Source organism: Brevundimonas sp. (genome assembly GCF_032107865.1).
GTDB lineage: Bacteria > Pseudomonadota > Alphaproteobacteria > Caulobacterales > Caulobacteraceae > Brevundimonas.
In genome coordinates this window covers 1-14,176 of record NZ_DAMCNG010000003.1, presented here as the reverse complement: position 1 = coordinate 14,176, position 14,176 = coordinate 1, and the positions used below count along the sequence as shown (strand labels likewise).

Sequence of the window (14,176 nt, the reverse complement as noted above, 5' to 3'; positions counted from 1 at the left end):
TTCGCGAGTTGATCCTTTGTCCCAGCCCCTCGTCACCCTGATCGCCGGCCCCACCGCCTCGGGCAAGTCACGTCTGGCGATGGAAACCGCGCACGCGACGGGCGCCGTCGTCATCAATGCCGACAGCCAGCAGCTCTACGCCGACCTGCGCGTTCTCAGCGCCCGCCCCTCGGTCGAGGACGAGGCCGAAATTACGCACCGCCTCTATGGCGTGGCCGACGCCGCCGTCGCCTGGTCTGTCGGCCGCTGGAGCCGGGCGGTGATGGACCTTCTGGCTGAACTCGCCGCCGAAGGACGCCCTGCCTTGCTGGTCGGCGGTACAGGACTCTATTTCAACGCCCTGGCGAAGGGGCTGGCCGACATCCCGCCGGTGCCTGTCGATATCCGCGACGCCGTACAGGCCGAGTTCGACGCTGAGGGTGAAGCCGCCTTCCGTCGCCGCCTGGCCGAAGTCGATCCTGCCGCTGAAGCCGCCGTCTTCCCTGGCGACCGGCAGCGTCTGGTCCGCGCTCTCAGCGTGCATCGCGCCAGCGGCCGCGCGCTCAGCGCCTGGAAGGCCGACACGCAGCCGCTGCTGGCGCCGGGCAGTTATGACGCTCGGATCGTTGAGCCGTCGCGCGATCGTCTTTACGCCTCATGCGATGCGCGGGTGGATCTGATGATGGCGCACGGCGCCCTGGATGAGGTCCGCGCCCTCGTCGCCCGCGATCTCGACCCGGATCTGCCCGCGATGAAGGCGGTCGGCGTGCGCGAACTGGCGGCGCATCTGGCGGGTGAACTGCCCTTGCCCGACGCCGTGGCGGCGGTGAAGCAGTCCACCCGCAACTACGCCAAGCGCCAGCTGACCTGGTTCCGCAACCAGCAGAGAGACTGGCCCCGCCACCCCGGTTTCGCCTGAACTTCTTCGCCAGCCTCTTGGAAGGCCGCGTCGCTCATACTATATTGATCCTGCTCGGGTTCGCCCGAGCTATGGCGATAAACGCGCCTGTAATAAGCGGACCGGACCCGGGTGCGATTCCCGGCGGCTCCACCAACTTCTTCCCCGCGTTATCGGCGGAGGCAGCATGGGGCCGACTAGCATCGACGGACGTGTAAAGAGGATTGCTTTCGCTCGTCCTGGCCCACCGTATCGGGCCTTTATCTAACTGCGAACGATAACTTCGCTGGAGAAGTCCGCCTCGCCGCGTAATGCGGTTCGGTTGATTTCGAACACTTAAGTCCTGGGGGTTCAGATCCTCAGGCGGGGCCCGGGGGGCGCCTGGCAACAGAAGCCCCCCACTTTTCAGGCGTCTCGGGAGCCTGGCGACAGAATCCCGGCGCTTATCCCGACATCGAAATTCCTTTGCCGCAGGCGACTCTGCGTCTTCCGTCGCTCGCCTTGGGCGGGTAACAGTCGCGCGTTCCCCTTTCTTGAGGCGCCGATGACGGATCAAACTCCCCCTGTCGACGAGATGCACTATGAGCAACTCGCCCAGGACGCCCTGCGCGGCGTGATCCGCCTGGCGCTTGAGCGCGCGGCCGAGCCCGAGGGCATTCCCGGCGCCCACCACTTCTACATCACCTTCAAGACCCGTGGGGCCGGCGTCAGCGTCCCGCCGGACGTCCTGGCCAAATACCCGGACGAAATGACGGTCGTGCTGCAGCACCAGTATTGGGATCTGGCGGTCGAGCCGGATCTGTTCTCGGTCATGCTGAAGTTCGGCGGCGCGCCCAAGGTGCTGACCGTTCCGTACAGCGCTGTGGTCCGCTTCTACGACCCCAGCGTGCAGTTCCTGCTGCAGTTCGACGAGCCGGAAATCGTCGAGGCCGAGATCGCGCCCCTGTCGCCGCCTGCGCGCGATCCGGACGCCGCCCCGCCTCCGCCCTCGGACGACGACGGCCCGAAGGTCGTTTCGCTGGACCAGTTCCGCAAGAAATAACGCCTTCGCCCCAAAGGGCACGCAACCTTTGGCTGCAGACAAGCGTTGCCGTAACCTCCACTTCCTTACCTAAGCGAGGTCGCTTCCATGCGCCTGTCCCTCATGTCCGTCGCCGCCGTTTCCCTGACGCTGACCGCCTGCAGCCAGCCTGAAGCGACGCCCCCGGCGGAAACCCCGACCGCCTCGACCGAAGCCGCGCCCGCAACCGCTGAAACCGCCACTGCTGACTGGAACACCCTGAACACCCAGATCGGCAAATATCCCAACGAGACCAAGCTTCTGGAAGACAGCGCGATCACGGCTGATCTGAAGACGCTGCTGGGCGACAAGTTCGACGTCCTGGCGACCAGTATGCAGACCCAAGCGCCGCTGCAAAAAGACGGCGACGTCCTGTTCACTTCGGGCAACAAACAGCATGAGGGCGGCGTCAACGCGGCCTACCTGTTGATCGACCCGGCGACCAAGGCGCTGGAAGTCGGCCTGTGGGAAGGCGGCAAGCTGACCACCTACAAGAGCGCCGACTCGAACATCGCCAAGCCGAAAGACATACAGACGCTGATCTCGAACGCGGCAGGCTGAACCGCCTTCAAGACTGACTTTCAAAGATAGGGGTCACGCCCGGCGCGGCCCCTATTTTCGTGACCCTATTTGCGGGGAAAGACTCGGATGGTGATGCGCTCGCGTTCGCCTTCGCGCCGCTCGACCAGCAGGCGGGCGACCTGGCTGTCGTCGTGGAACAGATAGCCCTTGATGGCGTCCAGAAGGGCCTTGGCCAGGTTGTCCAAGTCCATCCACGGCGGGTCGCCGACGTGCTCCATCACGATCTCGACGACGTAGTCGCCCCATGATGGTCGCGACGTCCACTCCTTGCGCATGAACTCATAGACCAGCGGCTTGTAGTATTTGGCCTGGGTGGTCAGGCCGTCGATGGCGATCTCGACCGCCTCGCCCTGCTCGCGCGCCCTGACCTTTCCGGTTCCGATCCAGCCGTCCACGCGCCGTCCGCCTTTCGTGAAGTGCGGCTCGCCTTGCCCCGCCGCGCCTGCGTGCTACACCGCCCGGCATCTTCCCGCCACGCCTGAGAGACGAGTCCCGCGCACATGAGCAACGTTCGTATCGAAACCGACACCTTCGGCCCCATCGAGGTCGCCGCTGATCGCTATTGGGGCGCGCAAGCTCAGCGCTCGCTCGGCAACTTCAAGATCGGTTGGGAGAAGCAGCCCCTGCCGGTCGTGCGCGCCCTGGGCATCGTCAAGCGCGCCGCCGCCGAGACCAACCGCGACCTGGGCAAGCTGGACGCCAAGCTGGCCGACGCCATCATCGCCGCCGCCAATGAAGTGATCGAAGGCAAGCTGAACGACCACTTCCCCCTGGTCGTCTGGCAGACGGGTTCGGGCACCCAGTCGAACATGAACGCCAATGAGGTGATCTCGAACCGCGCCATCGAGATGCTGGGCGGCGAGATGGGCTCCAAGAAGCCGGTCCACCCCAACGACCACGTCAACATGAGCCAGTCGTCGAACGACACCTATCCGACGGCCATGCACGTCGCCTGCGCCGAGCAGGTGGTCAACGACCTTATCCCGGCGCTGAAGCACCTGCACGCCGCCCTGGACGCCAAGGCCAAGGCCTGGGCCCACATCATCAAGATCGGCCGCACCCACACCCAGGACGCCACGCCGCTGACGCTGGGCCAGGAATTCGGCGGCTACGCCCATCAGGTCGCCATGGGCATCGAGCGCATCGAACTGACCCTGCCGCGCCTGATGGAGCTGGCCCAGGGCGGCACCGCCGTCGGCACCGGCCTGAACGCGCCGATCGGTTTTGCGGAAAAGGTCGCGGCCCAGATCGCGGGCATCACCGGCCTGCCCTTCACCACGGCGCCGAACAAGTTCGAGGCCCTGGCCGCCCACGACGCCATGGTCTTCACCCACGGTGCCATCAACACGGTCGCCGCGTCGCTGTTCAAGATCGCCAACGACATCCGCTTCCTGGGCTCTGGCCCGCGCGCCGGTCTGGGCGAACTGTCGCTGCCGGAAAACGAGCCGGGCTCGTCCATCATGCCGGGCAAGGTCAACCCGACCCAGAGCGAAGCCCTGACCCAGGTCTGCGCCCAGGTGTTCGGCAACAACGCCGCCATCTCCTTCGCCGGTTCGCAGGGCCACTTCGAGCTGAACGTCTACAACCCGGTGATGGCCTACAACTTCCTGCAATCGGTTCGCCTGGTCGCCGATGCGGCCGTCAGCTTCACCGACAACTGCGTCGTCGGCATCGAGCCGCGCGAGGACAACATCAAGCACGGCCTGGAAAACAGCCTAATGCTGGTCACCGCCCTGAACGCCAAGCTGGGCTACGACACCTGCGCCAAGATCGCCAAGACGGCGCACAAGAACGGCACCACCCTGCGCGAGGAAGCCGTCGGCGGCGGCTATCTAACGAACGAAGAGTTCGACGAGTGGGTCCGCCCCGAGAAGATGATCTCGCCGCAGTAAAAAGCATGAACAAGCGCCACGCCCTTTTTGTCATTGCCGCTGCACTCGGTCTGGGCAGTTGTGAAAGGGCGTGGCCGACACTACAAAGTTGCGATTACGATGAGATCGCAGCAAAAGCGATCAAGACCAAGCACCCTTGGTTCCAGCCGCGTGGGCCGTTGGTTTCTGCGCAGTATCAAGACGTCGTGATTGCTTTCTACGCACCGACTGAAGTGAGACCTGGCGGCACAGCTCATGTCGCCATTGACGTTCGAAACTGCAAGGTCAAAGAAGTCTGGCTGACTCAGTAGTCGTAATTATCTGTCCCGGATCGTCCGCCCGACCGGGGCCAGCGACAGCTTGGCCAGTTCGACGTTCTTCAACGCGAACGGAATGCCGATCAGGCTGACGAACTGCGGTACGGCGATCAGGAGGTGCGCCAGGGCGATGTACCATCCCGCCAGCACTAGCCAGATCACGTTCAGCCCAACACCCAGGCAGCCCGCGCCCAGATCGGCCGGATTCGGATCGCGCCAGACGATCTCGCGCCCGAACGGCCAGAAGGAATAGCTGGCGATGCGCCAAGCCGAAAACGCCCACGGCAGGCCCACGACCGTCAGCGCCAGCAGCAGCCCGCCGAACAGCCAAGCCAGGCCCGAGGCGAAACCGCCCAGGAAGAACCACAGCAGATTCAGGAACAGTCGGATCAAGTCTGTCGCCCCTTCGCGTCAATCACCCGCTTTATATGGCGAAAGGCCCCGCTGATTACAGCAGGGCCTCGGGTGAAATCGCGGTAAGGCGACGCCTTAGTGTTTCTCGGTCCAGCGCGCCTTGGCCTCGTCCTTCGTCATGTTCAGATGCACGTGCTCATCCACGCGCGTGACCCAGGTGACGGGGATCATGTGGTGCTTGAGGCCCGACCCCAGATCCAGCTTGGCCAGTTCGATCTGGTCGCCCATCACATGGTCCACGCGACCGACGTGACCGCCGTCCGAACCGACGACTTCCTGATGTTCCTTGATCATCGAGGCGTTTATCATTGACGCTCTCCGTTACTATGAGGACCGCTTCGGAACGGCCCGGCCGCTAGAGGGTTCACCGCAAAGCCAGGCGAGGAAGTTCACAATGTCGATGATCGTTCATCACGCGCCGCAGTCCCGCTCGACCCGCCTTCTGTGGCTATTGGAGGAGTTGGGCGCCGACTATCGTGTCCATTACGTCGATATTCTGCGGCGTGACGGCCAGGGCCGAACCGACCCGGCCAACCCCCATCCGCTTAAACAGGCCCCGGCGCTCGAGGTCGATGGCCAGGTGCTGATCGAATCGGTGCTGATCTTCCTGTTCCTGACCGACCGTCATCCTGAGGCGGGCCTGGCGCCGGGACCGGCCGATCCGCGCCGAGCGGAGTATCTGTCGTGGCTGGGCCTCTACAACAATGTGCTGGAGACGGTGCTGACCTCCGGTCCGCCCGCCGGTTGGAACGAGACGCAGAAGGCCGCCTATGCCGAACTGGACCGGCGCTGGCGCATGGCGATCCAGGACAGCGGCTACATCCTGGGCGACTTCTCGGCCCTCGACATCCTGTTCGGCAGTCTGCTGCAGTGGTTCCGCGCGGCCATGCCCGCAGGCGAACCCTATGACGCCTACGTCCAGCGCATCGGCGCCCGCCCGGCGCTGAAGCGCGCCTGGGCCAAGGACAGCCCGGACGGTCATGTTTGATGGGTGATGTCGTCAACCTGAACAAGGCGCGAAAGGCCCGCGACAAGGCCGCCGCCAAGCGCACGGCCGAAGCCAACCGCCTGACCTTCGGCCGCACCCGCGCCGAGCGCGAGACCACGCAGAAAGAACGCGACCGCGACGCGGCCCGTCTGGACGGTCACAAACTGGACGCCGACGCCTAGACCGTCACGACACCTGGGCCGAAGCGCGTTCCAACAAGTCGGCCGGCGCTTCATCCGGCCGCATCTCGGCGACGCCGACGTCGAGTTCAACCACAAAGGGCGAGCGGTTCGGTCCCGCGTCAAAGGCGGTGCAGGCGATCACCGCTGCGATCCGTTCGGCCGTCAGCCGCGCCGCATCATGATCCGTTGCGGGCAAGGCCAAGGCGAATGTCTCCGTCGACAGACGCGCGGCCGTGTCCTCCACCCTTACCAGGCGCGACACCATGGCGCCGATCTGGGGCATGGCCCGCTCCAGCCAGCCGCCTGAGCGAACCGCCGCCATGGTTTCGCTATTCGGCACGCGCAGCACGCATACGGACAGGCGCCGTTCCCGTTCACGCGCACCCTCGGCGATGCGGGCCAGATGCCCCGCGAACAGGTCGCGACTGAACAGTCCGGTCTCCGGGTCCATCAGGTCGCAACCCCGGACAGCGTCCAGAGCCCGCCTCAAACCCTGCCGACGGCGATGATTGCGCGCCAGGGCCAGCACCCGCTCGGCCGCTTCCTCCTCCGAAGTCTCTGCAGCGGCGACGTCTGCGAACCCTCGTTCGAACAGGGCCGCCAGATCAGGCTCGACCTTCTCGCGCAGGTAGAGGGTCAGGGGGATATGATAGAGGCGCGTGTTGCGACGCATGCCCGCCGCGATCGACAAGGCCGGCGCATGGTCCCGGTCGCCCCACAGCACAGCGGCGTCGAAGGCGCGCTCATGCAGATAGTCGAAAGCCGTATAGGGTGTCGGCGCCGCCACAGCTTCTGCCCCTGCCGCCGCCAAGGCGTTGGACAGGGCCAGGAAACGGCGGTCAGCAGCGCCTGCCGTTAGCACCTGCAACGGCGTGTCGCCCATCGTCGGCTCAGGCAGGTCGACGCCGTGAGCCGCAAACGTCGCTCGGCGTAGTCTGAATTCTTCCTCGGCAACCGCAGCGCGGGTCAACTGCTCCAGCCGGAAGGCCGTCTGCAAGGGATGGGGCTGGGTCGACACAACCAGGTCGCATCCATCGCCGCCGCGCTCTGATGCGGCGCCCAGGCCCAGGATCGACAGATAGCGCGGAGCGGCGGCAAGGCGCAGACGCTCCAGACCGTCCTCCGGAAGACTCTTCAACTCCACTACGGCCGCATCCACCGGCAGGTCCGACACCGCCAGAAGCGCGGCGTCAAGCGAGCGCGCCGTGACGGTGCGCCATCCTAGTCGGTCCAGTCCTTCGCAAAGCGAGCCAAGCTGATCGTCAGCGTCGGCGACGACCAGAACGCGCGGATCCGATTCCAAACACTGTCTCCTTGGCCTGGACGGCTCGCCCCCGCGACCGCTCCAGAACCGCCATGATACCGGCGCCGACGAGGCCCGCAATGGGCAAGGCTGATCATCCGATGACGACATTGGGACTTCTCACCTTGCCGCGAATGGGGTTAATCCGCCCCCTTCGTTGACGATCGAGACTGCCGTTTGACCTTTTCCAAGCCGATCACGGCCCAACCCCGGCTCTGGCTACGCCTGATGACGCGGGCTTTTAGCCGTAGCTGGGGTCGCGACGTCATGCTCTATACGGGCGGCGTGTCCTTCTTCGCCCTGCTGGCGTTGTTCCCGGCCATCGCCATCCTGATCGGCTTCTACAAGGCCGTTCTGACTATTGGACAAGTCAGCGAGCAGGCCGCCGCCTTGGCGGACGTCATTCCCTCGGCCGCGCGCACCCTGTTCCTGAATGAGATCGACCGTCTGGCGAACGCCTCGGCGCGCACGGTCTCGGCTCAGAGCGCCATCGCCCTGGTGATCGGCGCTTATGCCGCGCACCGTGGGTTCAAGGCCCTGCTGGCCGGATTGAACCTGATCCACGACGAGACCAACCCGCTCGGCTTCTTCAAGTTCAACATGCTGGCCTTCCTGGTCGCCCTGGCGGCCTTCGTGCTGTTCACCTTCGTGTCGGGCGCCGTGGTGACCTCGCGCTTGATGGAGCACGCCTATGCCGATCAGCCCGTCGGCTGGCTGGCCCTGCCCCTGGACGGTCTTTGGCCCGCCCTGGGTCTATGGCTGGGACTGACCATGCTCTACCGCTACGCCATGGCCCACGCCAAGCGCGTCGCCTGGAAGGCGGCGATCATCGGCGGTCTGGTGGCCACGGTCATGTCCACCTTCTTCTCCTGGCTGTGCACCATCTATGTCGAGCAGATCGTTCACCTGGGCGCGACCTATGGCTCGGTCGGCGCCGTGGTGGTGCTGCTGATCTGGCTTTCATGGAACGTCAACGCCGTCTTTTACGGCGGGGCTTTCGCCACAGAGTTGGAAATCGAGTGGGAGACGCGAGCGGTTCCATCTGAACCCGCCGCCCTGCCCGACACCGTCGTCAGCCTGTCCGAACGTCGCCGGTCTCGACAGTGATGCTCAGGATCCCATCCGTCTCGTCAATCTGAACCACGCGGCCGCCCAATTCCTGCATCAGGAACGGCACGTCGATCCGCGCCATGGCGTCCGTGGCCAGCAAGGTCAGCCGGACGCCCGCCTCTCGTCCCGCCAACGCCTTGCGCAGACGCAGGCTGGGCACCGGGCATTTGTGACCGCGCGCATCCACCGTCATCACAGCCTCGCTCATTCCGACACGGCGTCCATTAGCAGCCCCAAGGCCGTCCGCACGCTTTCCAGCCGGATCGCATCGCGCCCAATGTCGCCGAAGCGCTTCTCCAGATGCACGGTCCGACCGTTCGGGCCGTGCGCAGCGAAATGCACCAGCCCCACAGGCTTCTGCGGCGAGCCGCCTCCGGGCCCGGCGATGCCCGTCACAGACACGGCGATGGAGGCCCGCGAGCGCGCCACGGCGCCCTCCGCCATGGCGCGGGCCGTCGGTTCGGACACGGCGCCGAAACTCGCCAACAGATCGCGGCTCACGCCCAGCATCTCGACCTTGGCCTCGTTGCTGTAGGTGACGAACCCGCGATCCAGCACGGCGGACGAGCCTGCAATCGCCGTCAGCGCGCCTGACACCAGTCCGCCCGTGCAGCTTTCAGCCGTGGCGATCATCAGGCCCTTCGCCTCCGCCCGACGAATCACGGCCTCGGCGATCGCCTCGATATCCTGCGGCAACATAGGAATTCGCTCCGTCCACGAGTCGTCATAGCCTCACCGGACAGAATCAGCCGCCCGACGTCGAAAGCAGCGAATGACCGATCAAATTCTGACGCCGGCGCATCGCAAGGTCGATGCGATAACACCTGCGGCCTTCGCCGTCGCCGTCTTCACCTCGGCCAGCCTGGTATTCGTCGTTCAGCCGATGACGACCAAGCTGGTGCTGCCGCTGCTGGGCGGGTCGCCGTCGGTGTGGAACACCGCCATGGTCTTCTTCCAGGCGGCGCTGCTGGCAGGGTATCTCTACGCTCACCTGCTGCAGCGCATCCCGTCGATACGGGCGCAGGCGACGATCCATCTGGTGCTGTTGGCGGCGGCGGCTGTCTTCCTGCCGCTCAGCATCACCCAGGCGCTTGGCGATCCTGATCCGGCGGCTCCGATCGGCTGGTTGCTCGGAGCGCTGGCGCTATCGGTCGGCGCCCCGTTCGCGGTCCTATCGGCCACGGCCCCCCTGCTGCAGGCCTGGTATGCGCGTGTTCGTGCAGGGCGGCCCGACGGCGCCAACCCCTATGTCCTCTACGCCGCCTCCAACCTGGGAAGCTTCCTGGCCCTGCTGGCCTATCCCGCCCTGATCGAGCCGCTGGCCTCCCTGTCCGGACAAAGGTGGGGCTGGACGGTGGGCTATGGCGTCTTCGCCATCATGCTGGTGGGCCTCACGATCCTCATGCCGCGCGCCGCGAGCATCACCCAGCCCAAAAAGGCCGCTGACCGCAGCCCGCCCATTCCTTGGCGTCGCAAGATCGTACTGGTTCTGCTCGCTGCCGCTCCATCCAGCCTGATGCTGGGCGTCACCGCTCACCTTTCGACGGACGTGGCCTCCGCCCCCTTCCTCTGGGTCGCACCGCTAGCGCTTTATCTGCTGACCTTCGTCATCGCCTTCCAGGCGAAGCCGTGGATTTCCCTGCACATCACCCTGATGATTCAGGCCTTCCTCACGGTGTTGATCGCCGCCCTGGTCGGGATGACGACTGGCCAGTGGCTGTCTCTGCTAGGTCTGCACCTTCTGGGCTTCTTCTTCACCGCCCTGATGTGCCACCAACAGATGGCGGCGCGGCGTCCGGCGCCGGACCGATTGACAGAATTCTACCTGTTGCTGTCGCTGGGCGGCGTACTGGGCGGCGCCTTCACCGCTCTGATCGCGCCGGTCGTGTTCGAGACGGTGCTGGAATATCCGCTCGTCATGGTGCTGGTCTGTCTGGCCCGGCCCTGGCTGGGCGATCGTCCGGCCAGGCATGAAATCTGGCTGATGGCCGCCGGTTTGGCGATCGCCTTCTTCGTGCCCCTGCTGTTCGAAATGTTGCGCTACAATCCGTCTCTGCGAACGGTCTTCAGCGATTTCGGACTGACCACGACGGCTCAGATCATCCTGGGCGTCGCCGCCATTCTCGCCTTCCGGGTCCGTGATCGCGTGCTGATGTTCACGGCTGTGGTCGCGGCCATGACCCTGTCCGCTCACTACATCGGTCGCGGTTACGACTGGAGCCTGTCCGAGCGCAGCTTCTTCGGCGTCATGCGGGTAGCCGTCACGCCCGATCCCAAGATGGGCGGCGACATCCATGTGCTGATGCACGGCACCACCCTGCACGGCGCCCAGGCGCGCCATCCGGACTTCGCCTGCGCCCCGACCATGTACTACGCCCGCACCACGCCCCTGGGCCAGGCGGCCGAACTGATCCAGGCCCGCAGCCCGGCCGCCGTCATCGGCGTGGTGGGTCAGGGCTCGGGCGCCATGGCCGCCTATAAGCGCGCTGCGGACCAGATGTCCTTCTTCGAGATCGACCCCATGGTCGACCGCATTTCGCGCGATCCGAACTGGTTCACCTTCATCTCGGACTGCGCTGACGGGCCGATCCGCACGGTGCTGGGCGATGCGCGACTGACGCTGAACAAGGAGCCTCGCGGCACGTATGACCTGCTGGTCATCGACGCCTTCTCGTCCGACGCCGTGCCGACTCACCTGCTGACCCGCGAAGCGATCGAAGGTTATCTGAAGCTGTTGAAGCCGACAGGCGTCGTGGTGCTGCACCTGTCCAACCGCAATCTGGAGATCACCCTGCCCGCCGTCGCCGCCGCGCGCGAACTGGGCGCGGCCGAACTGCATCAAGTCTACGTCGAGAACCCTGAGGCCGCCCTGATGGCCGAGGCTTCGACCGAGGCCCTGGTCATCTCCCCGACCGCCGAGGGACTGGCTGATTTCAAGGCTGACGGTCGCTGGCGCAAGCTGGAGCCGACCGAGGTGCGGCCGTGGACCGACGACTACGTCAACCTGTTCGACGCCCTGATACGCAGCATGAAGGCCCGCATGGGCTGAAGCGCGGGGGCTCTAAGCCGCCCCCGCCACCCGCGCCAGATCGGCCGTGATGCGTTCGGCGACCTTCAGCCGATCCTCCGGCGTCGGCCAGTCGCCCTTGACCACGATCTTCTGATCTGGGCGGATCTTCCAGAAGGCGTGGTTCTTCTGGATCAGGCCCACCAGCCCCATCGGATTGGGGAAGGTGTTGTTGCGCAGGGTCAGCACCGCTCCCTTAGGCCCGATATCGATCTTTTCGATCATGGCCGTGCGGCAGTTGGCCTTGATCCCCACGATCCGCAGAAGCTGCTGCGCCTCGTCAGGCAGAGGGCCGAACCGGTCGATCAGTTCGGCGGCCATGGCCTCACGGTCTTCCATCTTCTCGGCGTCGGACAGGCGGCGATACAGGCTCAGACGCACGTTCAGGTCCGGAACGTAATCCTCTGGAATCAGGACTGCCGCACCGACGTTAATCGATGGCGACCAGCCGCGATCCGGCGCCGCCTCGCCCTGCTCGCGCAGTTCGGCGACGGCGTCTTCCAGCATCTGCTGATACAGCTCGACGCCGACCTCGCGGATGTGGCCCGACTGTTCGTCGCCCAGCAGATTGCCGCCGCCGCGCTGATCCAGATCGTGACTGGCCAGCTGGAAACCCGCGCCCAGATTGTCCAGCGACTGCAGGACTTGCAGACGCCGCTCGGCCGACAGGTTCAGCGGCTTGGTCGGATCGGTCGTCAGATAGGCGAAGGCCCGCGCCTTGGACCGGCCGATGCGGCCTCTGATCTGGTGCAACTGAGCCAGGCCGAACATGTCGGCGTGATGCACGACAAGCGTGTTGGCCGTCGGAATGTCGATGCCGCTCTCGACGATGGTGGTCGAGACAAGCACGTCATATTCACCATCGTAGAAGGCGCTCATGACGGCTTCCAGCTGGGTCGGACTCATCTGGCCGTGGCCGACGACGAACTTCACCTCTGGCACCTGTTCGCGCAGGAACCGCTCGATGTCCGGCAAATCCTTCAGACGCGGCGCGACGTAATAGGCCTGACCGCCGCGATATTTCTCGCGCAGCAGGGCCTCGCGCACCAGCACCGGATCCCACGGCGTGACATAGGTCCGCACCGCCAGACGATCGACCGGCGGCGTGGCGATGATCGACATCTCGCGAATGCCCGACAGCGCCATCTGCAGCGTGCGCGGAATGGGCGTGGCCGTCAGGGTCAGCAGGTGAACATCGGCCCGCAGGGACTTCAGCTTCTCCTTGTGTTTGACGCCGAAGTGCTGCTCCTCGTCGACGATGACGAGGCCCAGATCCTTGAAGCCGACCTGATCGGCCAGCACCGCATGGGTGCCGACGACAATCTCGAAACTGCCGTCCTTCAGTCCCGCGCGCGTCTCGTTCGCGTCCTTGGCCGTGACCATGCGCGACAGATGGCGCACCTTGATCGGCCAGCCGGCGAAGCGTTCGCTGAAGGTCTTGAAGTGCTGGCGCGCCAGCAGGGTCGTCGGGCAGACGATGGCGACCTGTTGGCCCGTCATGGCCACGACGAAGGCGGCGCGCAGGGCGACCTCCGTCTTGCCGAAGCCGACATCGCCGCAGATCAGACGATCCATCGGCGTGCCCTTGCCCAGGTCTTCCAGCACGTCGCCGATGGCGTTCAGCTGGTCGTCTGTCTCATCATAGGGGAAGCGGGCGCAGAACTCGTCGAACAGGCCGGCGGGCGGCACGATGGCGTCGGACACGCGCAACGCCCGCTTGGCGGCCAGGGCGATCAGCCCCTCGGCCATGGCGCGCAGACGCTCCTTGGCCTTGGCCTTGCGCGCCTGCCAGCCCGCGCCGCCCAGACGGTCCAGTTGAACCCCTTCGGCGTCCGTGCCGTACCGGGTCAGAAGATCAATGTTTTCAACCGGCAGGTAGAGTTTGCTCTCACCGGCATAGAGGAGTTCGAGGCAGTCGTGCGGCGCCTCCTGAATCTCCAGCGTCCGCAGGCCCTCATAGCGGCCGATGCCGTGATCCAAGTGGACGACCAGATCGCCCGCCGTCAGGGCCGAGGCTTCCGCCAGGAAGTTGGACGCCCGCCGCTTGCGCTTGGGCCGCGCCAGACGGTCGCCCAGAATGTCGGTCTCGGAAATGACAGCCAGATCGTCGGTGGCGAAGCCATGCTCGACCGGCAGCACCGCGCGCAGATAGAGGCCCTCCGGCGCGCCGCGCACATCGTCCCAGTCACGCACCGCCACGACGTGCGTCAGGCCGTGATCGCCCAGCATGGCGGCCAGACGCTCGGCCGAACCTTCGGACCATGAAGCGAACAGGACGCGCTTGCCCTGCTCCTTCAGCGCCTCGGCGTGCTGAGCCACGGCGGCGAACAGATTAACGCTGTCCTGCGACCGCTCGGCGGCGAAGCTGCGGCCCAAACGGCCGCCCGCGTCCTCGCCCGAACCGG

Annotated in this window: 16 protein-coding genes and 1 other RNA gene; 10 read left to right on the top strand and 7 right to left on the bottom strand. The window is 65.5% G+C overall.

All coding sequences use genetic code 11. The features are described from left to right. Nucleotides 1-16 precede the first annotated feature (16 nt). The 4 genes from miaA (at nucleotide 17) to RT567_RS00690 (ending at nucleotide 2,498) form a co-directional block, all read left to right on the top strand. Nucleotides 17-898 carry a tRNA (adenosine(37)-N6)-dimethylallyltransferase MiaA gene (miaA, locus tag RT567_RS00705; protein WP_313573627.1) on the top strand — a complete coding sequence of 294 codons (882 nt, stop codon included), beginning with the start codon at nucleotides 17-19 and terminating at the stop codon, nucleotides 896-898. Nucleotides 899-911: 13 nt separating this feature from the next. Further along, nucleotides 912-1,280: a transfer-messenger RNA gene (ssrA, locus tag RT567_RS00700) on the top strand. Between the two features lie 141 nt (nucleotides 1,281-1,421). After that, nucleotides 1,422-1,919, top strand: a complete 498-nt coding sequence (locus RT567_RS00695; protein WP_046652932.1) for an SspB family protein — start codon at nucleotides 1,422-1,424, stop codon at nucleotides 1,917-1,919. Between the two features lie 87 nt (nucleotides 1,920-2,006). Further along, a complete protein-coding gene (locus RT567_RS00690; RefSeq protein ID WP_313573625.1) occupies nucleotides 2,007-2,498 on the top strand; it encodes a hypothetical protein in 492 nt (163 codons plus the stop codon). 65 nt (nucleotides 2,499-2,563) lie between these two features. Here the strand turns inward: RT567_RS00690 and RT567_RS00685 are convergent, their stop codons facing one another. After that, complete coding sequence (locus tag RT567_RS00685; protein WP_125900891.1) at nucleotides 2,564-2,914, bottom strand: RusA family crossover junction endodeoxyribonuclease; 351 nt, start codon at nucleotides 2,912-2,914, stop codon at nucleotides 2,564-2,566. 105 nt (nucleotides 2,915-3,019) lie between these two features. Here RT567_RS00685 and fumC point away from each other — a divergent pair, with 105 nt between their 5' ends. Then, nucleotides 3,020-4,411 carry a class II fumarate hydratase gene (fumC, locus tag RT567_RS00680; protein WP_313573623.1) on the top strand — a complete coding sequence of 464 codons (1,392 nt, stop codon included), beginning with the start codon at nucleotides 3,020-3,022 and terminating at the stop codon, nucleotides 4,409-4,411. Nucleotides 4,412-4,416: 5 nt separating this feature from the next. Next, nucleotides 4,417-4,701, top strand: coding sequence for a hypothetical protein (locus RT567_RS00675; protein ID WP_313573621.1), 285 nt, complete (start codon nucleotides 4,417-4,419; stop codon nucleotides 4,699-4,701). A 6-nt stretch (nucleotides 4,702-4,707) separates the two neighbouring features. Here RT567_RS00675 and RT567_RS00670 read toward each other — a convergent pair whose 3' ends face one another. Further along, on the bottom strand, nucleotides 4,708-5,100 hold the full coding sequence (locus tag RT567_RS00670; protein ID WP_313573620.1) for a YccF domain-containing protein: 393 nt from the start codon (nucleotides 5,098-5,100) through the stop codon (nucleotides 4,708-4,710). Nucleotides 5,101-5,196: 96 nt separating this feature from the next. Then, the gene (locus tag RT567_RS00665; protein ID WP_087140701.1) at nucleotides 5,197-5,430 is read right to left on the bottom strand and encodes a DUF2171 domain-containing protein; all 234 of its coding nucleotides are present in this window, start codon (nucleotides 5,428-5,430) and stop codon (nucleotides 5,197-5,199) included. An 85-nt stretch (nucleotides 5,431-5,515) separates the two neighbouring features. On the opposite strand from RT567_RS00665, the gene RT567_RS00660 reads away from it, so the two are divergent. Beyond that, nucleotides 5,516-6,109 carry a glutathione S-transferase gene (locus tag RT567_RS00660; protein WP_313573618.1) on the top strand — a complete coding sequence of 198 codons (594 nt, stop codon included), beginning with the start codon at nucleotides 5,516-5,518 and terminating at the stop codon, nucleotides 6,107-6,109. Then, a complete protein-coding gene (locus RT567_RS00655; protein ID WP_313573616.1) occupies nucleotides 6,109-6,291 on the top strand; it encodes a DUF4169 family protein in 183 nt (60 codons plus the stop codon). The genes RT567_RS00660 and RT567_RS00655 overlap by 1 nt, the downstream gene beginning before the upstream one ends. Before the next feature lie 4 nt (nucleotides 6,292-6,295). Here RT567_RS00655 and RT567_RS00650 read toward each other — a convergent pair whose 3' ends face one another. Then, nucleotides 6,296-7,594: a diguanylate cyclase domain-containing protein gene (locus RT567_RS00650; protein ID WP_313573614.1), complete on the bottom strand. Its 1,299-nt coding sequence runs from the start codon at nucleotides 7,592-7,594 to the stop codon at nucleotides 6,296-6,298. 228 nt (nucleotides 7,595-7,822) lie between these two features. Here RT567_RS00650 and RT567_RS00645 point away from each other — a divergent pair, with 228 nt between their 5' ends. Next, nucleotides 7,823-8,701, top strand: coding sequence for a YihY/virulence factor BrkB family protein (locus RT567_RS00645; RefSeq protein ID WP_313573612.1), 879 nt, complete (start codon nucleotides 7,823-7,825; stop codon nucleotides 8,699-8,701). Here the strand turns inward: RT567_RS00645 and RT567_RS00640 are convergent. Together RT567_RS00640 and RT567_RS00635 are read right to left on the bottom strand one after the other, a co-directional pair. Next, a complete protein-coding gene (locus RT567_RS00640) occupies nucleotides 8,667-8,912 on the bottom strand; it encodes a sulfurtransferase TusA family protein (RefSeq protein WP_313573611.1) in 246 nt (81 codons plus the stop codon). The two genes, RT567_RS00645 and RT567_RS00640, sit on opposite strands and share 35 nt — an antisense overlap. Further along, nucleotides 8,909-9,403, bottom strand: a complete 495-nt coding sequence (locus RT567_RS00635; protein ID WP_313573609.1) for a CinA family protein — start codon at nucleotides 9,401-9,403, stop codon at nucleotides 8,909-8,911. Before RT567_RS00635 ends, RT567_RS00640 begins: the two co-directional genes overlap by 4 nt. Before the next feature lie 73 nt (nucleotides 9,404-9,476). Here RT567_RS00635 and RT567_RS00630 point away from each other — a divergent pair, with 73 nt between their 5' ends. Then, nucleotides 9,477-11,753: a fused MFS/spermidine synthase gene (locus RT567_RS00630; RefSeq protein WP_313573607.1), complete on the top strand. Its 2,277-nt coding sequence runs from the start codon at nucleotides 9,477-9,479 to the stop codon at nucleotides 11,751-11,753. Between the two features lie 12 nt (nucleotides 11,754-11,765). Here RT567_RS00630 and mfd read toward each other — a convergent pair. Further along, nucleotides 11,766-14,176, bottom strand: a 2,411-nt coding sequence (mfd, locus tag RT567_RS00625) for a transcription-repair coupling factor (RefSeq protein WP_313573605.1), incomplete at its 5' end; no start/stop codon positions are given.